General features: G+C 73.2%; 19 protein-coding genes and 1 pseudogene. 12 read left to right on the top strand and 8 right to left on the bottom strand.

Annotation, left to right across the window (positions count from 1 at the left end; all coding sequences use genetic code 11):
- Positions 1–15: 15 nt before the first annotated feature.
- Positions 16–573, top strand: a complete 558-nt coding sequence (locus ACF0H8_RS14680) for a flavodoxin domain-containing protein (protein ID WP_395289631.1) — start codon at positions 16–18, stop codon at positions 571–573.
- Positions 574–763: 190 nt separating this feature from the next.
- Here ACF0H8_RS14680 and ACF0H8_RS14675 read toward each other — a convergent pair whose 3' ends face one another.
- The 3 genes from ACF0H8_RS14675 to ACF0H8_RS14665 form a co-directional block, all read right to left on the bottom strand.
- Positions 764–1,237, bottom strand: a complete 474-nt coding sequence (locus tag ACF0H8_RS14675; RefSeq protein WP_395289630.1) for a VOC family protein — start codon at positions 1,235–1,237, stop codon at positions 764–766.
- Between the two features lie 314 nt (positions 1,238–1,551).
- Entirely contained in the window at positions 1,552–3,954 is a 2,403-nt protein-coding gene (locus ACF0H8_RS14670) for a transglycosylase domain-containing protein (RefSeq protein WP_395289629.1), read from the bottom strand.
- A 69-nt stretch (positions 3,955–4,023) separates the two neighbouring features.
- Positions 4,024–4,440 carry a ChaB family protein gene (locus ACF0H8_RS14665; RefSeq protein ID WP_395289628.1) on the bottom strand — a complete coding sequence of 139 codons (417 nt, stop codon included), beginning with the start codon at positions 4,438–4,440 and terminating at the stop codon, positions 4,024–4,026.
- A 351-nt stretch (positions 4,441–4,791) separates the two neighbouring features.
- Between ACF0H8_RS14665 and ACF0H8_RS14660 the strand changes: the two genes are divergently transcribed.
- From ACF0H8_RS14660 to ACF0H8_RS14650, 3 genes and pseudogenes are all read left to right on the top strand, one after another.
- Positions 4,792–5,334 (top strand): gamma carbonic anhydrase family protein, encoded by a 543-nt coding sequence (locus ACF0H8_RS14660; protein ID WP_395289627.1) that lies wholly within the window; start codon positions 4,792–4,794, stop codon positions 5,332–5,334.
- Positions 5,335–5,522: 188 nt separating this feature from the next.
- Complete coding sequence (locus tag ACF0H8_RS14655) at positions 5,523–5,834, top strand: hypothetical protein (protein ID WP_395289626.1); 312 nt, start codon at positions 5,523–5,525, stop codon at positions 5,832–5,834.
- 109 nt (positions 5,835–5,943) lie between these two features.
- A pseudogene (locus ACF0H8_RS14650) lies at positions 5,944–6,207 on the top strand (glucose-6-phosphate isomerase); the annotation flags it as partial.
- A 76-nt stretch (positions 6,208–6,283) separates the two neighbouring features.
- On the opposite strand, the gene ACF0H8_RS14645 reads toward ACF0H8_RS14650, so the two are convergent.
- On the bottom strand, positions 6,284–6,778 hold the full coding sequence (locus ACF0H8_RS14645) for a hypothetical protein (protein WP_395289625.1): 495 nt from the start codon (positions 6,776–6,778) through the stop codon (positions 6,284–6,286).
- The gene (locus ACF0H8_RS14640) at positions 6,775–7,608 is read right to left on the bottom strand and encodes a DUF3100 domain-containing protein (RefSeq protein ID WP_395289624.1); all 834 of its coding nucleotides are present in this window, start codon (positions 7,606–7,608) and stop codon (positions 6,775–6,777) included. The genes ACF0H8_RS14645 and ACF0H8_RS14640 overlap by 4 nt, the downstream gene beginning before the upstream one ends.
- A gap of 125 nt (positions 7,609–7,733) precedes the next feature.
- Here ACF0H8_RS14640 and ACF0H8_RS14635 point away from each other — a divergent pair, with 125 nt between their 5' ends.
- Positions 7,734–8,978 (top strand): M20 family metallopeptidase, encoded by a 1,245-nt coding sequence (locus ACF0H8_RS14635; RefSeq protein WP_395289623.1) that lies wholly within the window; start codon positions 7,734–7,736, stop codon positions 8,976–8,978.
- A gap of 89 nt (positions 8,979–9,067) precedes the next feature.
- On the opposite strand, the gene ACF0H8_RS14630 is transcribed toward ACF0H8_RS14635, so the two are convergent.
- Positions 9,068–10,393 carry an MFS transporter gene (locus tag ACF0H8_RS14630; RefSeq protein ID WP_395289622.1) on the bottom strand — a complete coding sequence of 442 codons (1,326 nt, stop codon included), beginning with the start codon at positions 10,391–10,393 and terminating at the stop codon, positions 9,068–9,070.
- 303 nt (positions 10,394–10,696) lie between these two features.
- On the opposite strand from ACF0H8_RS14630, the gene ACF0H8_RS14625 reads away from it, so the two are divergent.
- The 3 genes from ACF0H8_RS14625 to ACF0H8_RS14615 are packed head-to-tail and all read left to right on the top strand — an operon-like array spanning position 10,697 to position 13,235.
- Positions 10,697–10,897, top strand: coding sequence for a hypothetical protein (locus ACF0H8_RS14625; protein ID WP_395289621.1), 201 nt, complete (start codon positions 10,697–10,699; stop codon positions 10,895–10,897).
- Complete coding sequence (locus tag ACF0H8_RS14620) at positions 10,894–12,246, top strand: ADP-ribosylglycohydrolase family protein (RefSeq protein WP_395289620.1); 1,353 nt, start codon at positions 10,894–10,896, stop codon at positions 12,244–12,246. The genes ACF0H8_RS14625 and ACF0H8_RS14620 overlap by 4 nt, the downstream gene beginning before the upstream one ends.
- Positions 12,243–13,235: a ribokinase gene (locus ACF0H8_RS14615; RefSeq protein WP_395289619.1), complete on the top strand. Its 993-nt coding sequence runs from the start codon at positions 12,243–12,245 to the stop codon at positions 13,233–13,235. The genes ACF0H8_RS14620 and ACF0H8_RS14615 overlap by 4 nt, the downstream gene beginning before the upstream one ends.
- Positions 13,236–13,325: 90 nt before the next feature.
- Here the strand turns inward: ACF0H8_RS14615 and ACF0H8_RS14610 are convergent, their stop codons facing one another.
- The gene (locus tag ACF0H8_RS14610; protein WP_395289618.1) at positions 13,326–14,858 is read right to left on the bottom strand and encodes an MFS transporter; all 1,533 of its coding nucleotides are present in this window, start codon (positions 14,856–14,858) and stop codon (positions 13,326–13,328) included.
- A 467-nt stretch (positions 14,859–15,325) separates the two neighbouring features.
- On the opposite strand from ACF0H8_RS14610, the gene ACF0H8_RS14605 reads away from it, so the two are divergent.
- From ACF0H8_RS14605 to ACF0H8_RS14595, 3 genes are all read left to right on the top strand, one after another.
- Positions 15,326–16,570 carry a M14 family zinc carboxypeptidase gene (locus ACF0H8_RS14605; protein WP_395289617.1) on the top strand — a complete coding sequence of 415 codons (1,245 nt, stop codon included), beginning with the start codon at positions 15,326–15,328 and terminating at the stop codon, positions 16,568–16,570.
- A 97-nt stretch (positions 16,571–16,667) separates the two neighbouring features.
- On the top strand, positions 16,668–17,795 hold the full coding sequence (locus tag ACF0H8_RS14600) for an NYN domain-containing protein (protein ID WP_395289616.1): 1,128 nt from the start codon (positions 16,668–16,670) through the stop codon (positions 17,793–17,795).
- A gap of 141 nt (positions 17,796–17,936) precedes the next feature.
- A complete protein-coding gene (locus tag ACF0H8_RS14595) occupies positions 17,937–19,007 on the top strand; it encodes an LLM class flavin-dependent oxidoreductase (protein WP_395289615.1) in 1,071 nt (356 codons plus the stop codon).
- Positions 19,008–19,065: 58 nt separating this feature from the next.
- Here the strand turns inward: ACF0H8_RS14595 and ACF0H8_RS14590 are convergent, their stop codons facing one another.
- On the bottom strand, positions 19,066–19,701 hold the full coding sequence (locus ACF0H8_RS14590) for a DUF2461 domain-containing protein (protein WP_395289614.1): 636 nt from the start codon (positions 19,699–19,701) through the stop codon (positions 19,066–19,068).
- Positions 19,702–19,982: 281 nt separating this feature from the next.
- On the opposite strand from ACF0H8_RS14590, the gene ACF0H8_RS14585 reads away from it, so the two are divergent.
- On the top strand, positions 19,983–21,005 hold the full coding sequence (locus tag ACF0H8_RS14585) for an Rv2578c family radical SAM protein (protein WP_395289613.1): 1,023 nt from the start codon (positions 19,983–19,985) through the stop codon (positions 21,003–21,005).
- Positions 21,006–21,054: the final 49 nt, after the last annotated feature.

Here is a 21,054-nt window from a genome sequence, read left to right as displayed (position 1 = left end):
GTCGAGGTGAGCGTCATGCGGACCCTGATCGCCTATGCCAGCAGGCACGGCGCTACGGCGGAGATCGCCGAGCGCATCGCCGGCGCCCTTCGCGGGGCCGGGCACGCCGTCGACGTCGCGCCGGTCAGCGACGTCGCCGACCTCGGCCGCTACGACGCCGCCGTGATCGGCAGCTCGGTGTACATGGGCCACTGGCACAGGGGCGCCACGGCGTTCGTCCTGAAGAACGCCGAGACGCTGGGCGAGAAGCCGGTGTGGCTGTTCAGCAGCGGGCCGCTAGGCGCGGAGGCGAGGGACAAGGACGGTGCGGACCTCAAGGAGTCCTCCGCGCCCACGGAGCTGCCCGAGCTCGTCGACGCCGTGCGGCCGCGCGGGCACCGCGTCTTCTTCGGGGCGCTGCGGCCCGGACGGCTCAACCTGGCCGAGCGGGCCGTGCGCAAGCTGCCCGCCGGGCGCGACCTGATGCCCGAGGGCGACGTCCGCGACTGGGCGGACATCGACCACTGGGCGCGGGAGATCGCCGGCGCGCTGAGCGACGGCACGCCCGCCGAGGACGGCAGACCGGCCGGCTGACCCCACCGGTCGCCGGGACGGAGCGACCCCATGTCCCAGGCACTGCATTCGGGTCCGCCGGCCCGCCGGCCGCCCCGATGCCGACTGACCCGTGGCGCCGGGCCGTGATGGCACGGGAGGGCGCGGCCGGAGACGCGTGACCGCGGCAGCCCGGTGCTGCCGCGGTCACGCCACCGCTCCTGCTGCGCGGCTACTGCGATGCCTTGGACTCCTGCGTCTCCCCGGCATCCTCGGCGTCCTCGCCGCCCTCCGGCGCCTCACCGGCGACGTTGATCAGCCAGCTGATGCCGAACTTGTCGATGCACATGCCGAAGGTGTCGCCCCAGGGCGCCTTCTCCAGCGGCATGACCGTCTGCCCGCCGTCGGAGAGCTTGTCCCAGTAGCCGCGCAGCTCCTCCTCGTTGTCGCCGCTGAGGGAGACGGAGAAGTTGTTTCCCGGGTTGTACTCCATGCTGTTCGGGGTGTCGGCGGCCATGAGGACCATGCCGCCCTCGGTGCGCAGCTGGGAGTGCATGATCTTGTCCGCCTCGGCCGGGTCCTCGCTGGCCTGGTACTCGGCGAAGGTGCTGGTCTGGAGCTCGCCGCCGAAGACCGACTGGTAGAACTCCATGGCCTCCTTGGCATTGTCACGGAAGTTCAGGTAGGGGTTGAGCAGGGTGTCCATCAACGTCCTCCTCGCGCGTCGGGTGCTCGCCCATTCTGTGCCAACGTGCGCCGGCGTGGGAGGCCTTCGGCCACCTCTCCGCCCCGCGGTGTGAACGAGGCGCAGCCAGGATGGCGGTGTGCCCGCCGCCACCACTTACAACGACAAGTGCGCCTGCCGAACAGGCCCTGATCCGCCGTCCCCACGCCGAAACGCCGGATCAGGGCCTGTTCGGCGACGCGCCGCAAGAGACGGCGCCGCCGCAAGAGACGGCGCCGCCGCAAGAGACGGCGCCGTCGCGAGAGGCGGCGCCCGCAGCCGGACCCGGCGCCCCGTCACTGCGCGGGCGGCGACGCGGCGGGGACGGCCTCGGCGGGCGGCGGGCTTCCGCCGTCGGGCGTGGGCGCCGGCGGCGGCTCGGGGGCGGGGCCGGAGCTGGGGGAGAGGACGACCGTGGTTCCCGGCGTCACGCGCGCCCCGGCCTCCGGCCAGGTGACGACGACGCTTCCGGCCGGCAGGTCGGAGGAGACGGCGCCGCCCACTCGCACCCGGAAGCCGCGATCCTCGAGGATGGCGCGGGCGGCGTCGAGGGACCGGCCCGCCACCGCGGGCACCGCGAGGCGCTCGCCGAAGATGACGCGGGAGCGGGCGTCGGGGAACCGCTCGACGGGCGCGCCCTGGAGCGAGCGGGCCATGTAGGCCTGCCACGTCTCGGCGGGGTAGGAGCCGCCGAAGACCCACTGGTTGTACCGGCCGTCGATGACCGCGTCCATCATCGACTTGTCGCCCTGCGAGTGGCCCATCCACACCGCCGCGGCGAGCTGCGGGGTGTAGCCGACGAACCAGGCGTGCGCGTCCTCGTTGGCCGTGCCGGTCTTGCCCGCGGCGGGCCGGCCGGGCAGCACGGCGCTGCGGCCGGTGGCCAGCGACCGGTTCGACACCACCTGCTGCAGGGCGTGGTTGACGCCGTTGACGACGTCCGGCTCGAGCACCTGCGTGCAGGTCGCCGGCGGGGCCGGCACCTCGGCGCCGTCGCGGTCGGTGACCTTGGTGATGGCGACCGGGGTGCAGAAGTTGCCGCCCGCGGCGAGGGTGGCGAACGCGGCGGCCTGCGCCAGCGGCGTGACGGTGTTGGTGCCGAGGACGGCGGCCGGGTTCGGCATCAGCGGCGAGCCGTCGCCCTGGGTCAGGCCCATCCGCTCGGCGTTGTCGATGATGGCGCACATGTCCATCTGGTTGGCCATCTCGATGAAGGTGAGGTTGACCGACTGGCGGGTCGCCTCGAGCACCGACATCGTGCGCGAGGTCGGCATGCCGTCGATGTTCGTGGCGTTGTTGTAGTCCGCCTTGTGCTCCGGGGCGCAGGAGATGTCCCAGCTGGCGCGCGGGAAGACCTTCTTGGTCGACAGCACCCGGTCGTTCAGGGAGTGGCCCGTCTCCAGCCACTCGATGAGGGTGAACACCTTGAAGCTCGAGCCGGACTGGAAGCCCAGCCCGCCGCCGTGGCTCTTGCCCACGTTGAGGTTGAGCATCGTGGCGTTCGGGTCCTCCGGGGTGGTGGCGCCGAAGTTGGTGTTCTGCGCCATTGCCAGGATCTTGCCGGTGCCCGGCTCGACGGAGGACAGCGCCATCTTGATGCCGGAGCGGTCGTTGACCGGCACCGAGGCGACGACGGAGTCGTACGCGGCCTGCTGCTTCGCGGGGTCCAGGGTGGTGTGGATGATGAGGCCGCCGCGCGTGAGCCGCTGGCGCCGCTCGGTGATGTCCTTGCCGAACGACTCGTTGTTCAGCAGGTCCTTGACGACGTACTCGCAGAAGTACGCCGCGGTGCCGGCGGCGGCGCAGCCGTTGGGGGTGGTCTGCACGTTCAGCATGTCGGCGACCGGGAGGGCGACCGCCTCGTCGTACTGCGCCTGGTCGATGTAGCCCTGGTCGAGCATGGTGCCGAGCACGACGTCGCGGCGGTGCTGGGCGTTGTCCGGGTTGCGCACCGGGTCCCACTTGGCGGGGGACTGCGTGATGCCGGCGAGCAGGGCGGCCTCCGCCACGCTGAGCTCGGCCGCGGACTTGTTGTAGTAGTGCCGGGCGGCGGCCTCCACGCCCCACACCGAGGGCCCGAACTGGGCGATGTTGAGGTAACCCTCGAGGATCTGGTCCTTGCTCACCCGCTCCTCCAGGGCGATGGCCAGCCGCGCCTCGCGCAGCTTGCGGCCCAGGGACGTCTCGGTGGCCTCGGCGATCGCGGCGTCGTCGCCGGAGACGCGGCCGGCCTCGATGAGGACGTTCTTGACGTACTGCTGGGTGAGGGTGGAGGCGCCCTCCAGCGGGCCGCCGGCGAGGTTGTTCACCGCCGCGCGGGCCATGCCGTCCGGGTCGATGCCCTTGTGCTCGTAGAAGCGGCGGTCCTCGACGGCGACGACGGCGTGGCGCATCGGCTCGGCGATCTGGTCCAGGCCGACGACGATCCGGTTCTCCGCGAAGAACGTCGCGAGCGGGGAGCCGTCCGCGGCGAGCATGACGCTCTGCTGGGACGGCTCCGGGATGGCGAGCTCGCTGGGCAGGTCCTCGAACAGGTCGGTCGAGGCGGTGGTGACCGTCCCGACCGCGCCGACGGCGGGCATCACGAGCCCCGCCGTGAGGATGCCGCTGGCGCCCGCGAGCAGCAGGAAGGCGAGCAGCATGGTGAGCAGCTGGGAGGGCTTCACGGCGCGCGGGTGCCGCGCCGACGCTGGCGACATGCCCCGTAGCGTACGGGTATCGGCCGTAACTCGTGCGGATTCCGGCTCGTTGCGGTAGTGCGTGGGTCGTCAGCGGTTCTTGCGGGTCTCCCGCTCGTTGGCCTTCTGGATGGCGTCCACGAGCTCGTCCTTGTTCATCTTCGAGCGCCCCGGGACGTCCAGCTTCTTGGCGATGTCCATTAGGTGCTCCTTGGAGGCGTTGGCGTTCACGCCGCCCTTGGTCTCGCCCTTGGAGCCGCGGCCGCCCTCGGCCTTCTCGTCCGAGGGGCCCTTGGAGTCCTTGGGCTCCCAGTGGTCGCCCACCTTCTCGTGGGTGTGCTTGAGCGCCGAGTAGGCCGTGCGGTTCGCGCGCTCGCCCTCGCCGTAGGACTCCGCGGCGGAGTCGTGAGCCTTGGCGAAGGTGCGCTGGGCCTTGGCGTCGGACTTCTTCAGGGTGCTGGGCAGCTCGCTCTGCTTGGCGGAGCCGTCCTTGTTGGTCTTGGGCATCGCGGTCTCTCCCTCCTCAGCACGGGCGGCGGCCGCCGCCCGTGCTGCTCCAGCATTGGACGGCCCGCCCGCGGGCGCATCCGCTGCCTCGTCGTATGTCAGGCGTCCTACCCGACCCGGGAGGGAGTCCGGTGAACGCGGCGTGCTCCACGATGCCCTGGCGGGCGTCCTCGCCAGCTCGGCACACCGACCTCGTGGCCCGGCTCGACACACCTCCTGCGGGCGTCGCGGCGGGATGGATCCCCCGCACCGCGCCGGGGCACGCGCGTCCGTAGGCTGCAGCGGTGAGGACGCCGGTCACGTGGGCAAGGCGCGGCGGCGGCCGGACCTCGGCGAGAGATGGGATGGCACATGGACACCGGACGCAGCACCGACGAGGCCATGAGGGTCCGTTTCGACGACGTCGAGCCGGCCGTGGCCGCCGAGGCGTGGGTGGCGCCGGGCGCCATCCTGGTCGGCCGGGTCAGCCTTGCCGCCGACGCCAGCGTCTTCTACGGCGCCGTGCTCCGCGGGGACATGGACGAAATCTCGATCGGCCGTGGCTCCAACGTCCAGGACGGCTGCGTCGTCCACACCGACCCGGGGCACCCGGTCAGCGTGGGCGCCAACGTCTCCGTCGGGCACCGGGCGGTGCTTCACGGTTGCACGGTGGAGGACGACTGCCTCATCGGCATGGGCGCGGTCGTGCTCAACGGCGCCCGCATCGGCCGCGGCAGCCTCGTCGCCGCCGGGGCGGTGGTCCAGGAGGGCATGGAGGTGGCGCCCGGCTCCCTCGTGGCCGGCGTGCCCGCGCGCGTGCGGCGCGAACTCTCGCCTGCGCAGCGGGAAGCGCTGGTCCAGAACGCCGTGACCTATGTGGCCCTCAAGAGCCGGCATCGCCAGGCGTTGGGCTGACGATGGGGACGCGCCGCCTCAGCTCCGGCGGCAGGCCGGTCGCCGCGCTGGCCTGCTGTGCCGCGCTCCTCGCCGGCTGCGCCGGGAGCGGGGGCGAGCCACCCGCCGCGCCGTCGTCCGCGGCGCCTTCATCGATGCCGGGCACCGGTGACGGGAGCGCCGAGCGCGGCACCCCAGAGGGGAGCACCGTGACACCCGCACCCGCACCCGCACCCGTGCCCGAGACCGTTGCCGAGGCCGCCGTCGCCGACCTCACCGCGCGGCTGGGCTCCGGCGACGCCCCCGTCCGCGTGGTCCTCGCGCAGCGCGAGACCTTCCCGGACGGGTCGCTGGGCTGCCCGCGGCCCGGACACCTCTACACCCAGGCGCTGGTCGACGGCTACCGCGTGGTCCTGGCCCGCGGCGACCGCGAGTGGCTGTACACCGCCGGACCCGACGGCGTGCCGCACCTGTGCGAGCGGGACGACGGCGGAACGGGGCCGTCGGAGGGTGGGGGCTGAGCTGTCGCTCGGTGCGGTCCCTGCCGCAGCCCGGCCACCCCCGCCACGCAGGAACCCGCGTCCAAGGCGTCTAAGCCCCCACCGAGCCTGTGCCCACACCCGCACCGCGACGCACGCCGTCCTGCCCTCCAACCAGTATCTCGCGCGCTTCCCGGCCTGCCCGCAGCAGGTGGGCATGGAGGAGTCCAACGGCAAGTCCGTCACGCTCGACGGCGAGCCCGTGACCTATCAGACCGGCCCGGTGGTGTGGGGCGAGCCCGGCACGGACGGCCAGCACGCCCTCTGCCAGCTAGTCCACCAGGGCACCCGGACTGCGCCCGCCGGCTTCATGGGCTTCGTCCACCCGGCCGACGAGGTCCCCGACCACCAACAACCTCATCCGGCGCTATCGATCGGCGCGGCGCGCGGGCTGACACGGGAGTGGCCACCCGCACTGTGGCCGCGCGCCGTCAGTCGGTGACCTGCAGCGTGATGTGGGCGATGACGGCCGAGGCCAGGAACGTGCCGATGAGCACGAAGATGCCAACCACCAGCAGCTTCCAGCCCGAGTGCTTGGCGATGGCGATCTCGCGCCGCGAGATCGCGAGCCCGGCGTAGGCGAGGCAGGGCACGCTCAGCGCCAGGAAGTCGATGCCGCCCACCAGGCCGACGACGGCCTCGCCCCACGGGAAAGCGGGAATGCTGGCGAGGATGCCGACGATGGAGACCCAGGCGACGCTGGGCAGCCTCAGGAACGCGGTCGCCCGCGTGATGAGGATGCCGACCACCGCGACAGCGGCCAGCACGAGCATGCCCAACGCGGCGTCCCCGGCGGGCAGGCCCGTGGCAACCAGCTGGGCGACCCACCCGATGGGCAGCACGACCAGCAGCGCCAGGAGCTCTGGACCCAGCGGCAGCTTCTGCACCTGTTCGTCGCGGACCTTCGCGGTGTCGGCGGTGCTCACACGGCACCTCCCTCGGCCCCGACCTGAGCCCGCGCGTCCGGACGGGCCTTGCGGTACATCCACTCCACCAGGGGCAGGGCCACGAAGAGCGAGACGTACATGCCGGTGGCGTAGGTCAGCAGGTTGCTCGAGCCGGCGAACGCCACGATCGTGTCCTCCTGCTGGGGCAGCGCCGCCGCCAGCGCGCCGCTGCAGGCGGCCATCATCGAGCCGCTGCCCACCCCGCAGGCCATGGCCATCGCCCGGATGTCGAGGATGTCCACGGAGGCCAGGAAGGAGACCATGACCGAGTAGAGGATGGTGCCGAAGAGCGTGCCGACGACGTAGACGGCCAGCACCCCGGTGCCCTCCGGCCCCTTGAGGCCGTACCGCTCGGCGACGATGGCGATGCTCGGCTCGCGGGCGACGGAGAAGGTCGCCCCGACCGCCTCCCGCCCCATCCTGAGTACCCAGACCGCGATGGGGAACGCCAGGGCGATCGTGCCGAGGTTGCCGATCTCCTGCAGGACCAGGGCGGGCCCGGCGGCGATGATCTCGTCGACGTCCGGGCCGATCGTGGTGCCGAACTTCGCGATGAACGGCATGATCGCCACCACGATCATGGGCGAGGCGACCCGCACCTCGCGCGAGCCCATGATCCGGGCGATGCGGCCGGTGACGTTGGGGTTGAGCAGCAGCCCGATGACGAACGCGTACAGCAGCGGCAGGAAGAGGATGGCGCCGATGCCGACGTCGATCTGCCGGACCCCGATCAGCTGGGCGGCGACCACGATGAGCAGCACGACGACGTGGAGCCGCCACGCGCCGAAGACGTCTCTGATGTTGTCCACTCCCGACCTCCAGGCGATCGGTCGTCCGGGAGGCCCTCAGCCGAGGGGGCGGACGGCGGGTGTGAGGCGGGCCACACTACCGGTGGCGCGGGGAACACACCATCCGCCCGACGGCACCATCGGGCGTGACGGCACCGGCGGCCGACCAGATGAACGGAGCCACCGTGGACCTTGCCAACCTCGTCGAGGAGACCTCCGGCGTCCGCTCACGGATCGCCCGAGCCGTCGCAGCCCGGGCCGAGGACGTCCTGGGACTGAGCAGGCGGCTCCATGCCGACCCGGAGCTGTCCTTCGAGGAGCATCGGGCGTCGGCCGCAATCAGCGCGCTGCTCGAACGCAGCGGCTTCACGGTGGAGCGTGGCGCCGGCGGACTGCCCACCGCGTTCACCGCCACCGCCGGCGGCGGGCGGCTGACCGTCGGGATCTGCGTCGAGTACGACGCCCTGCCCGGGGTGGGCCACGCCTGCGGGCACAACCTCATTGCGGGCGCCGGCGTGGGCGCGGCGCTGGGCCTGCTGCCAGTCGCCGACGAGCTGGGGATCACGGTGAAGGTCATCGGCACCCCGGCCGAGGAGCACGGTGGCGGGAAGTCGATCCTGCTCGAGCGCGGCGTCTTCGACGGTGTGGCAATGGCGATGATGGTCCACCCGTTCCAGGAGGGCCTCAGCTACAACCCCGTCGGGACGACCTCCCAGGCCGTCGGCAGGTATCGCGCGACCTTCCGCGGCCGCGCCTCGCACGCGGCCACCGCGCCGCACCTGGGTGTGAACGCCGCGGACGCCGCCGTGATCGCGCAGGTGGCGGTGGGCCTGCTGCGTCAGCAGCTGCCGGGAGACCATCGGGTGGCGCTGGTCGTCTCCGAGGCGGGGAGGGCCACGAACATCATCCCGGACACCGCCGTCGTCGACTTCGAGTGCCGGGCCTTCACCCTGCCGGAGTACGAGGCCCTGATCGCACGAGTGCGGCGTTGTTTCGAGGCAGGCGCGCTGGCGACCGGCGCCGTCCTCGAGATGTCGCCCACCGAGCCGCTGTACGAGCCGCTCGTGCACGACGAGGGCCTCTGCGCCCGCTGGGGGGAGGCCATCGGATTCTTCGGCCACGACGTCGAGCCCGGTGCGGAGCTCGGGGGCGGCTCGACGGACATGGGGAACGTCTCCCGGGTCATTCCGAGCATCCATCCCTGGGTGGGCGTGCCGGGGTGCGGCGTCCCGATCCACACCCACGAGTTCGCGGCCGTGGCCGACTCCCCTCAGGCCTACGACCTCATGCTGGAGTGCGCAATCGCCATGGGCTGGACCGCCGCCGCCGTGATGGCCGACCCGGGGGAGGTGCAGCGCCTGCTCGATGGCGCGGGCGAGCGCCGGGCCTGACGGCGCGGGCGGGATCGACGGCGCGCCGGGGCGCGGCGCGCGCTCCGTGCGGCGAGCCAACGGCGGAGGCCGCTGACGGCGGACAGAGCTCAGCCGGCCAGGGTGCCCTCCGGCGTGGGGATCTTCCGGTCGAGCGGGTGCTCCATCTCGTCGCGGGGCATGCGGGCGAGCAGCCACGCGAGCACGCCGAAGAGCACCGGCACCAGCGGCGCCACCACGAAGACCGGCCGAAGCCCGATCGCCTCGCCGATCGGCCCGGCCAGCGCCATGGACACCGGCATGAGCAGCAGCGAGACGAAGAAGTCCAGGCTTGAGACCCGGCCGAGCAGCGCCGGCGGCACCCGCCGCTGGAGCAGCGTGCCCCAGATGACGTTGCCCATGCCGCTGGTCAGGCCGACGGCGAACACGGCGGCCACCATGACCCACAGCTGGTTCGTCAACCCCACTGTGACGAGCGGGAGGCTGCCCACGGCCCAGGCCAGCACCAGGGCGGTGAGGTAGCGCCGCGGCAGGCGCCAGGACGCGACGGCGAAGGAGCCGATCGCGCTGCCGACGCCGAACGCCGCGAGCACCAGCGCGAACTCCCTTGGGCCGCCGCCGGCCTGGTCGCGCACCGCGAAGGGCAGCAGCACCTCGATCGGGCCCATCATCAGCAGCACCCAGCCGCAGGCGAAGAGCAGCGTGCCGAGCAGCCACGGCGTGCGGGCCATGTAGACGAAGCCCTCGCGCAGGTCGGCGCCGATGGCGCGCAGCGGGTGGGCGTCGGCGGCGGCGCGCTCGCGGCGCACCGGGGCGGTGCGCAGCAGGGCCAGGCCGACGACGGCGAGCAGCTGCGAGGCGGCGACGGCCGCCAGCGCGAGGCCGGGAGAAGCGGCGGCCAGGGCCGCGCTGGCCAGCGCCGGGCCGGCGGCCTGCATGAGCGCCGGACGCATCATCCCCTCGACGCCGTTGGCGGCGAGGAGCTGCTCGGGGGGCAGGATCGTGGGCAGGATCGCCGTGTAGGCCGGGTAGAAGAACCCGTCGGTGGCGCCGACGACGACGGCGAGCAGCACCATGTGCCACAGCTCGAGCGTCCCGGTCAGCGACAACCACGCCGCGACGCCGACCAGGACGGCCTTGGTGGCCTCGACGCCCAGGAGGATCCACCGCTGCGAGACCCGGTCGGCGAGCACGCCGCCGAACAGCGCGGCCACCACCGCGCCGGCCGCGGCGCCGGTCGCCACCTGGGACAGCTCAACGGGCCCGCCGCCGAGGTCGATGACCTGCCAGACGACCGCGACGAGCCACATCCCGGTGCCCAGCAGGGACAGCGTCAGGGCGCCGACGAGCACGCGGTACTGGGCGACGGCGAACGGCCGCAGCGCGCGGGGGAGCGTGCTCGTCGTCGGCGGGGTTGGCGTCTGGGCCGCGGACATGGTGCCTCTTTCGGCCGCGCCGAGGGCGCGGGTAGGTGGGATGTCACTCAGCCTCCCGCGGCGGAGCGAGGGAGTCCACGGAAATATGGCGCTGTGGGCACTCGTCGCCCGGCCGCCGGAGACCGCGGGAGTGTGATCACTGCGCCTGGGTGGGCGCGGGCCGCGGTGACCGGAGTCCGGCTCGCGAGTCACGTGAGCCCTACGGCCGGGAAGAGCGCTCGCGGTCCGGCATCCCGTTGTGCGGGCGGCGCCGCGCGGGCGAGCGCTGCACCGGCTTGTCGGCCCCTCGATAGAGTCGGCGCCGTGAGCATGCTCACCACGGCGCCGGCGGCCCAGCGGCTTGCGGAGTCCGGTCCCGCCTGGTCGTTGCTGCGCGCGCAGCACGCCGGGCCTGTCGTCGCGATCCTGGGCGCGGACGTACGCCTCGAGCAGGAGCGTCTCGACTGGGGCGCCAACGTCGCGGCGCTGAGCACGGAAGTTCGCGAGGGGAGCAAGGTTCCGTGAGGCTGACCTGGTCGGCGCCGGAGGACCTGCTCGCGCAGGAGCTGCTCCAGTCGGCGACCGAGGGCCGCGAGACGGCCGACGTCGCGGACCGGTGGGCCGCCGCCGGGGGCGACGTCGAGCCCGCCGTGAGCGGCGCGGGCCCCACGCCGGGCTCGCCCGAGCTGCGGACGCTGGCCCGCGAGCTGCTGGCCGAGCTGGCCGGGCGGCCCGCCGCGCCGGCCCCGAACCAGCCCGACGACTGGTCGGAGATCGAGGCGCTCCTGCCGTCGGCGTCGGCCCTGTCCGCGCCGGACCCGGCCGGCCTGGAGAGTCGCGTGTTCGGCGCCTGGACCGGCCGGGCCGCCGGGTGCCTGCTCGGCAAGCCCGTGGAGAAGATCCCGCGCCAGGGCATCGAGGAGATCCTTCGCGCCACCGGGCGCCGGCCGCTGGACCGCTACTTCACCGCCGTCGGGCTGCCGGACGAGGTGGCGCAGCGGTGGCCGTGGAACCGCCGCAGCGGCCCGACGAGCCTGGAGGAGAACATCGCGGGCATGCCCGAGGACGACGACCTCAACTACGCGATGCTCGCCCTGGACCTGCTCGAGCGGGCCGGGCTCGGCTTCGACACAGAGGACGTCGCCCAGCTGTGGCTCGAGAACCTGCCCGCCGGGCGGATCTTCACCGCCGAGCGGGCCGCGTACCGCAACATCCTCGACGCCCGGCCCGTGCCGGAGACGGCGACCTATCTCAACCCGTTCCGCGAGTGGATCGGCGCCCTGATCCGGGGCGACGTGCTCGGCTGGGTGCGGCCCGGCGACGTGCGCGGCGCGGCCCGCCTGGCGTGGACGGACGCGCGCCTGTCGCACACCCGCAACGGCGTCTATGGCGAGATGTGGGCCGCGGCGCTGTGCTCGGCCTCGATGGTGAGCGCGACTGTGGAAGAGACGCTCGATGCCGCCGCGGCCGCCATCCCGCCCGGCAGCGACCTGGCCGCGGCCGTGGCGTTCGGGCGCGAGGTCGCCACGCGCGGGGACGCCGTCACCGCCGGCCTCGACGCCCTGCACGCCGAGTACGGGCACCTGCACTGGGTGCACGTGCTCAACAACGCCGCCGTCATCGCCTACGCCCTGACGAAGGGCGGCGGGGAGTTCGTGGCCAGCATCTCGATCGCCGTCACCGCCGGGTGGGACACCGACTCGGTGGGCGCGACCGCGGGGTCGGTGGTCGGGGCGCTCGTCGGCGCCGAGGGGATCGGCGAGTACTGGACCGCGCCGCTGCGCGGCACCATCGCCACGTCCCTGCCCGGTGGCCCCCAGCGCATCGAGGACCTCGCGCGCCGGACCCTCGCCCTGCAGGAGGGGGCCCCGTGAGCGGGCGGGTGGTCGTGGTCGGCAGCGCGAACGTCGACCTCGTCGTCGACGTCCCGCGCCACCCCGGCCCTGGCGAGACGATCCTCGGCGGCGAGCTGCGCCGCACCCCCGGCGGCAAGGGCGCCAACCAGGCCGTGGCCGCCGCCCGTGCGGGCCGGGCGGACACGACGTTCCTCGGGGCGCTCGGCCGGGACGACGCCGCCGGGTTGCTGCTGGCGTCGCTGGAGCGCGTGGGCGTGCGCACCGACCTGGTAGCCCGCAGCGACGCCGCCACCGGCGCCGCGCTCATCACGGTGAGCACCGACGGCGAGAACGCGATCGTCGTCGCGCCGGGGGCGAACGAGCTCGTCGTGGTCGACGGCGACGCCGCCGCGCGCCTCGCCGAGGCCGACGTGGTGCTCGCGCAGCTGGAGATCCCGCTCGAGACGGTGCTCGCCGCGGCCCACGCCCGGCGCCGCGGCGCGCGGTTCGTGCTGAACGCCGCGCCGTCCCGGGAGCTGCCCGAGGAGGCGTGGGACGCCGTCGACGTGCTGGTGGTCAACGAGCACGAGGCGCGCGACCTGGCGCGGCTGCCGGAGGCGGCGGACGGGGCACCGCCCCACGCCGCCGCGCCCGGCGCCACCGCGTCCGACGGCGAGGTGCCCGACGACGATCCCGCCGCCCTCGCCGCCCGCCTGCTCCGCCAGGTGCCCGCCGTCGTCATCACCCTCGGCGGCCGCGGCTGCCTGGTGGCCGAGCGTGGCGCCGACCCGGTCGCCGTCGCCGCCCCCCGCGTGACCCCCGTGGACACCACCGGCGCCGGGGACACCTTCTGCGGCGTGCTGGCCGCCGCCCTCGCCGACGGCGCTCCGCTGGCCGACGCCGCCCGACTCGCGTCCGCGGCCGGCGCGCTCGCCGTCACCCGGCCCGGCGCCCAGGACGCCGTGCCGACTGCGGAGGAGACCGCCGCCCTGGCCCGGGAGACGTACGAGACGGTGGGGGAGCGGTGAGCTACAGCTTCGACCCGCTGGTGCCGCGGCCCATCCACGAGGCCGCGCGCCCGCGGTGCGCGCGGGCTGCCGGTTCGACCCGGCAGGAGCCTAGCGAGACACCCCCGGCGCGACGGCGGGGCCGTTCCCGGAGATCCTGCGGTCGTGCACGGCGACGAGCAGGGCGACGACCAGGCACAGGCAGATGGCGCCGAAAGCCGCGGCGAACCCGGTCTCCCAGGCGCCGGCCCCGACGGCGCCGAAGAAGATCGCCGTGATCATCGCGTTGCCGATGGCGGTGCCGATGCGCTCCGCCGTGGACTTCACACCGCCGGCGGTCCCGCCGTAGCCCGTCGGGACGTCCTGGAGGGAGAGCGTCTGGTTGGCCGAGCCCAGGGCGCCCTGGCCCATGCCGACGAGCGTGAGCGGCAGGGCCAGCCACCAGAAGCTGATGCCGAACGCCTCGACCAGGAGTGCGACGGCCACGCTGAGCGCGACGCCGGCGATGAGGCAGCCCAACGCCCCGATGACGATCGTGCGGCCGCGCGTGAGCGCGTGACGGCCGGCCCAGATGGAGGCGAACGCGGAGACGACGGCGTTGGGCAGGCCGATCAGGCCGGTCTCCAGCGCGCTCGCCCCCAGGCCGTTCTGCATGTACAGGGCGACCACCACGAAGATCGACGTGGATCCGAGGAAGAACGTGCCGGCCACCGCCGTGCCGTTGGAGAACGACGGGAACGAGAACAGCGCCAGGTCCACCATCGGGGCGCGCCCGCGCGCCTTGTAGCGCCGCTCCCACAGGCACCACAGGACGACGAGCGCCACGCCGGCCGTCAGCAGGAGCCAGATGACGCCGCCGCCGTCGGACATGAAGGGCAGCATCACGCACAGCACGGCGAGCGCCAGGAGCGTCGCGCCCACGGGGTCGAGGTCCACCTTCAGGCGCGGCACGGCCGCGGCGACGACGCCGGCCGACGTCCGGGCCTTGCGCGCCAGCCTCGCCGCCCTCCTCGCGGCGCGGCGCGCTCGCTCCTTGCCGAACGGGAACCAGCACAGGGCGAGCACGCAGCCGAGGAGCCCGAGGGGGAAGTTGATGAGGAACGTGGCCCGCCAGCCGGCCTCCGGCCCGAACACCTGGATGATGCCGCCCGCGAGGACCGGCCCCACGGCGACGGAGACGGCGACGACGGTGCCGAACAGGGCGAAGGCCCGGGCGCGCTCCATGCCCTGCCAGTACTGCTGGATCATCCCCATGGTCTGCGGGTTGTACAGGCCCGCCCCGATGCCCTGGGCGAAGCGGGCGACGTTGAGGAGCTCCGGCGTCGGCGCGAGGCCACAAGCCAGCGAGGCGAGCGAGAACACCAGGAGCCCGATGACGAAGAACGCGCCGCGGCCGAGCACGTCCCCGGCGCGGCCGGCGGGCACGAGGGTGATGCCGAAAGTGAGCGCGTAGCCGGAGAGCACCCACTGGAGGTCGGAGTCGGTGGCACCGAGGGTCTGCGAGATCGTCGGCAGCGCGACGTTGATCGACGACACCGCGATGAGGGCCATCGCGATGGGGATGAGCAGGACCACGAGGATGCGGCTGCGGCGGAAGACACGGTCCGTGCCGTCCACGCGGATGAGATCGGGATCGTCGCTCACCTGCTTGTTGTAGCCCAGACAACCTGTCCCCGCTCGCATGGCGGGCCGGATGAGACCAGATCGACAGACGCGCGGCGCCGAAGCGCGGCCGGCGACTACGTCCTTCGGCGCGCGGGCGCACGGGAAACCGCCCGAGGGGCTGGGACTGAACGCCACCGTGCGATGCCTTGACCTCGCGGGCGGCAATGGCCGGGAGTTCGTCGACCCGTGCCGATCTTCTTTGCGGCCTCTTGACCAACCGGACGGGTGATGGCTGGATATGACGCACGTCACGGGAACCGGACGTCAGACTCCGTACCCGCGGCGCGAGCAGTCAATGGGGGATTGACTGACGCTGGCTCACACCCAGGAGCGACCGCCGCGCGGTCGCCCCTGACGAGCCACGACGGCACCGCCCTCCCCGGCCGCTCGGCCACGCAGCATTCCGCTCGACCGGCGCGCCGGTCCGCCACCTGGGAGGGCTTCACATGCCACACGTCACGCGGCGCGGTAGCACCGCACTCGGCCTCGCCACCGCCGTCGCACTGACCGCGCCGCTTGCGTTCGTGCCCGCCGCGGCCGCCGCGCCACCCGAGGGCGCCGGGGAGCCGGCGTCCGGTTCCTGCAAGATCTTCGACGACCCGCAGTACAGCGGCTGGACCAGCTACGAGGAGATGGTGGCCGAGCTGGGGCGCATCGAGGCCACCAGCGCCGGGCGCGTGGAGGTCGAGGTCGTGGGCCAGACGCAGGAGGGCCGCGACATCCATGCCGCACGCGTCGGCACCGGCGACCGGGTCCTGATCGTGCAGAGCGCCATCCATGGCAACGAGCGCACCGGCACCGAGGCGCTCCTCGCCATCCTCAAGGATCTGGCGAGCGGGAACGACCCCGACACCGTGCGGGCGCTCGAGGGCGTCACCCTGGTGGCGATGCCCATGGCCAACCCCGACGGCGGCGAGCTGAACCGGCGGATCAACGTGGTGGACTGGGCGGACGTCGTCGAGGAGTACCCGCAGCTGGATGGCGCGCCGCGGGCCTGGTACCACTCGCTGCGCGGCGACGGGATCGACCTGCCGGGCTTCGACCTCAACCGTGACTTCAACCCGGACCTGGACTACGTCCCGCAGCCGGGCGACCTGCCGGGCAACCAGCGCGACGCCGGCTTCTTCCTCGCGCCCGAGTCCCGCGCCATCCGTGACGTCTACGTGGACCTGCAGGAGGAGTTCGGCGAGGTCGACGCCGTCGTCGATCTGCACCACATGGGCCCGTGCGACGCCCTCACCGGTGGGGCGCAGGACGGTAGGCCGATCTCGGTCTCCCTGGACTACCCGCCGCTCGGCGTCGAGGACGGGGCCGCGTACCAGGAGGACTGGCCGCTGCTCGACCAGGACGCCTCACGCCGCCACGCCCTCGCCGTCGCCAACGGGATCCAGGAGGCCTACAGCGAGCGGTCCCCGCTCGCGGCGGTGGGCCGGTACTACCACCCGGACGACCGCGAGTACGCCGGCCAGGGCCGGTCCGCGTTCGCCCTCAACGGCTCGGCCACCGTGCTGTTCGAGGTGCGCGGGCAGCAGGACGACCTGGGCCAGAAGCTCCACGGCATGCTGGTGCAGAGCGTCCAGACCGGCATCGAGTCGCTGATCGACGCGATGGCGACCGGGGAGGTCGACACCCTCGACGGGGACGACTTCTTCGAGCTGCCGGACTACGGCTGGGACACCCAGGGCGACTGACCGGGCGACTGACCGCAAGGGGCGGGGCCCGGCCACCGGCCGGGCCCAGCTCGCCGGCCACCGCCGCCTGGTGAGGATGACCTCCTACGCTGGCCGGATGGACACTGAAGAGCGCCTGGCCGTCTTCCTCGACTACGAGAACCTCGCACTCGGCGCCCGCGAGCACCTGGGTGGGATGACGTTCGACTTCGGGCCGATCGCCGACGCCCTCGCCGTGCGGGGCAGGGTCCTCGTCCGCCGGGCGTACGCGGACTGGTCCTACTTCGACGAGGACCGGCGCTCGTTGACACGCCACCAGGTCGAGCTCATCGAGATGCCGCAGCGGATGGGTGCGTCAAGGAAGAACGCCGCGGACATCAAGATGGTCGTCGACGCGATCGAGATGGCGTTCGAGCGTGAGTACGTCTCCACGTTCGTCATGTGCACGGGGGACAGCGACTTCTCACCCCTCGTGCACAAGCTCCGAGAGTTGAACAAGCGGGTGATCGGCGTCGGGGTCGAGCAATCCACGTCCCGCCTGCTGCCACCGGCGTGCGACGAGTTCCTTTTCTATGACCGGCTCGAAGGGGTCGAGGTCCCCGAGGAGCTCGAGCCGCGTGAGCGGCGGCCACGGGGCTCCCGGCGCGCCGCCACCACGATTCGCGAGCCCGCGCTCACGACAGCCTCCGCGGCGGAGGGGCAGCCCGAAGGCCAGCCGGTGCCCGTGGAGCTGGTCACGCCCGCCGAGCCGGACGCCGTCGAGGCCGAGGCACAAGCCGAGGCCCAGCCCCTCGAGGTGCTTGTCGCCCAGACGTTGGCCGGACTCGCGTCAGCATCAGGCGCGGTCACCGCCTCCGTCCTCAAGCGGACGCTGCTGCGCAAGGACCCGACGTTCACCGAATCCGACTACGGCTTCCGGTCCTTCGGCGAGATCCTCAAGCATCTCGCCGAGCGTGGCATCGTCGAGCTCTCGGCTGGCCCTGCGGCTGGTGACCCGGAGGTGTCCCTGCCGGAGCGCGGCGAGCGCGACAGCGCTTTTGCGCTGCTCCAGGAGGTCGTCGCAAGCGCGGACGGGCCCGTGCTGCTCTCCGGCCTGAAGAACAGCCTGCGCAAGCGGCGCCCTGACTTCAGCGAGAAGGCGCTTGGGTACCGGAACTTCCTGCAGTTCTGCAAGGCCGCGCAGGCCGATGAGCTCGTGAACCTGCGGTGGGACGACGCCGCCGAGGACTACATCCTCACCGAATGAGGAGGTGTGCGGTGCCGCTTTCCGTCCTGTCCCGGCGGGCCCGTCGCGAGCGCGGCGACAGGCGCCGCTGGAGCGGAATATGCGACGCCGGACGCGGTTGTCCTGCGCGGCAGGACGGCCGCGACGGAGGGAGGGAACGACATGGCAGCACGGGGCGAGACGCCGAGGAAGCGCATCGGATTCCTGTCATTCGGGCACTGGCAGGCGGTCCCGGGGTCGCACACGCGCACCGCGGCCGACGCCCTGCTGCAGAGCGTCGAGCTCGCCGTCGCGGCGGAGGAGCTCAGCATCGACGGCGCGTTCGTGCGCGTGCACCACTTCGCGCGGCAGCTGGCCTCGCCCTTCCCGCTGCTGTCGGCGATCGGGGTGCGCACCTCGCGCATCGAGATCGGCACGGCCGTCATCGACATGCGGTACGAGAACCCGCTGTACATGGCCGAGGAGGCCGCCGCGGCGGACCTGCTCAGCGGCGGAAGGCTCCAGCTGGGCGTCAGCCGCGGCTCGCCGGAGCCGGCGCTGCGGGGCTTCGAGTCCTTCGGGTACGTCCCGGGCGAGGGGCAGAGCGACGCCGACATGGCCCGGGCGCACACCGAGGTCTTCCGGGCCGCGATCGCCGGCGCCCCGGTGGCCCGCGCCAACCCGGCCATGACCGGCTCCGACGGCGTGCTCGCGGTCCAGCCGCGATCGCCCGGCCTGGAGAGGCGGATCTGGTGGGGCTCGGGCACCCGGGCCACCGCGCGGTGGACCGCCGAGCAGGGCTTGAACCTCATGAGCTCGACGCTGCTGACGGAGGACACCGGGGTGCCGTTCGACGAGCTGCAGGCCGAGCAGATCGCCGTCTTCCGGGATGCGTGGCGGGAGGCGGGGTGGGAGTTCGAGCCGCGCGTGTCGGTCAGCCGCAGCGTCATCCCCCTCACCAACGACCTGGACCGGGCCTACTTCGGCGGCCGGGACGACGAGCGGCACGACCAGGTCGGCATCCTCGACGGTGTCCGGGCGCGGTTCGGCAAGAGCTACACCGGCGAGCCGGACGCCGTCGCGGCGGAGCTGGCGCGGGACGCCGCCGTGCAGGCGGCGGACACGGTGCTGCTCACCGTGCCGAACCAGCTCGGGGTGGACTACAACGCGCACCTCCTGGCGAGCATCGCCGAGCACGTGGCCCCGGCGATCGGGTGGGCGCCGGCGCCGAGGGCGCTGTCGGCGGAGGAGTGAGGCGCAGGAGTGACCGGCCCGGCCGGCCTCACCCCGGGGTCTCTCGCACGGCGTCGCCTCATTCCGCGCCGACGTTCGTCACCACCCACTCCGCCAGCGGCCGGAGCTGCTCCCACATCGCCCGGACGTGGTCCAGCGCGGCCGGGGTGGCCAGCCACGGCGGGGTGCCGACGTTCGTGACGGCCATGAGCTCCTTGCGTCGGAGCAGGTCGATCCGCGGGTGGTCGGCGGGGTAGCCGCGCGGCCTGGTCTTCAGGGACGCGCCCTCCATCACGTATCCCTGGCCCAGGAGGGTCTCGACGATCCGCGGCAGCACGCCGCCGTCGTCGGCGTGGACGGCGCGGCGGAAGCGGTCGGTCTGGTCGGGGGAGTGCGACCGGAACCCGCCGCCGACGATGAGGCCGTCGGCGTCGAGGCCGACGTAGTACCCGAACCCGGGGGCCGGGCCGGCGATCGCGCCCTGGTGCGTCTTGTACGGCGACTTGTCGGCGCTGAACCGGACGTCGCGGTAGGGCCGGAACACGATGGCCGGGCCGAACTCCGGCTCGAGCGCCGCGACGAGCTCCCGCATCGGGTCACGAACGTCGCGCTCCCACCGTGCCTTGTGCGCCGCCCAGAACTCGCGGGTGTTGTGGTGCTCGAGCTCGGCGTAGAACTGTGGCCCCCACAGCGGGAACCCGGTGAAGTCGCCCATGGTGGTCATCATCCCGGGGGACCACGCCGGCGGGGAGGGTTACGTCGCGGTTCCGCGGATCGCGTGCTCGAGGAAGGTTGCGTGCCCGGTCGGTGAGCCGGTCGTACTCGGCTTGGGGACGCCGTCGGTCGGGCCGCTCGGTGCGGCAGCCGGTCCGCCGGGATTGCTGGCGTCACCGCTGACCGCCGCCTCGACCAGCACAGCCTCGAACCGAGCGCTTCCGGGCGGCTCGTCGAGGGTGGGCCTGGACGCCGTAATCGAATGTGTGTTCGAATGAGTGTGTGCGATGGGAAGGGCAAGAGCTCAAGAGCACGGACGAGTCGGCGCTGCTGCCGCTCGCGGGCCTCGTCCGTAGCGTGAAGACGCCCGACTTCGCCGGGGTGACGTTCCACGAGGTGCTGTGCAAGAGCGCGCTCAACCGGGTGCCGGCGCAGTCCTCGATGCCGTTCAGCTGGACGATCAACCCGACCCGGGGGTGCCTGCACCGGTGTACGTACTGCTTCGCCCGCCGTACGCACGAGTACCTGGACCTGGACTCGGGCAGGGACTTCGACACGCAGATCATCGTCAAGACCAACGTCGTGGAGGTGCTGCGCAAGGAGCTCGCCCGGCCATCGTGGCGGCGCGAGCACGTCGCGCTCGGCACCAACTCCGACCCGTACATGCGGGCCGAGGGCCGCTACCGGCTGATGCCGGGGATCATCACGGCGCTCGCGGAGTCCGGCACGCCGTTCTCCATCCTCACCAAGGGCCCGCTGCTCAGGCGGGACCTGCCGCTGCTGGTGGAGGCGGCGCGCACGGTGCCCGTCTCGGTGGCGGTGTCGCTGGCCCTGGTGGACCCCGAGCTCCAGCAGCGGGTCGAGCCGGGCACGCCCACGCCCAAGGCGCGCCTCGACCTCATCCGTGCGGTGACCGACGCCGGGCTCGAGTGCTCGGTGCTGGCGATGCCGATCCTGCCGTGGCTGACCGACTCCGAGGAGCAGCTCGACGCGCTGTTCGCCGCCCTGGCGGAGGCCGGCGCGACCGACGTCGCGACCGGTGCGCTGCACCTGCGCCCGGGGGCGCGCGAGTGGTTCATGGCCTGGCTCGCTCGCGAGTACCCGGAGCTCGTGCCCAGGTACCGCCGGCTGTACGGCTCGGGTTCCTACGCCCCGAAGGACTACGCCCAGTGGCTCGCGGAGCGGGCGACGCGGGCGCGCCGGCGGCACGGGTTCGACAAGCGAGTCCCGCGCCGGTGGGCGCGCACGGCAGCACCTGAGCCGGCGCCGGAGGCCGCAGCACCTGCCCAGCTCGCCCTCTTCTGAACCTCTGCCGCACCGGCGCCGCGGAGCGGCTCTTGCGGGGCTGGAGAGC

This window comes from Georgenia sp. AZ-5 (assembly GCF_043952095.1).
In the GTDB taxonomy this organism is placed as follows: domain Bacteria; phylum Actinomycetota; class Actinomycetes; order Actinomycetales; family Actinomycetaceae; genus Georgenia.
The sequence above is the reverse complement of the archived record's forward strand: the minus strand, read 5'-3'. Positions and strand labels throughout refer to the sequence as shown.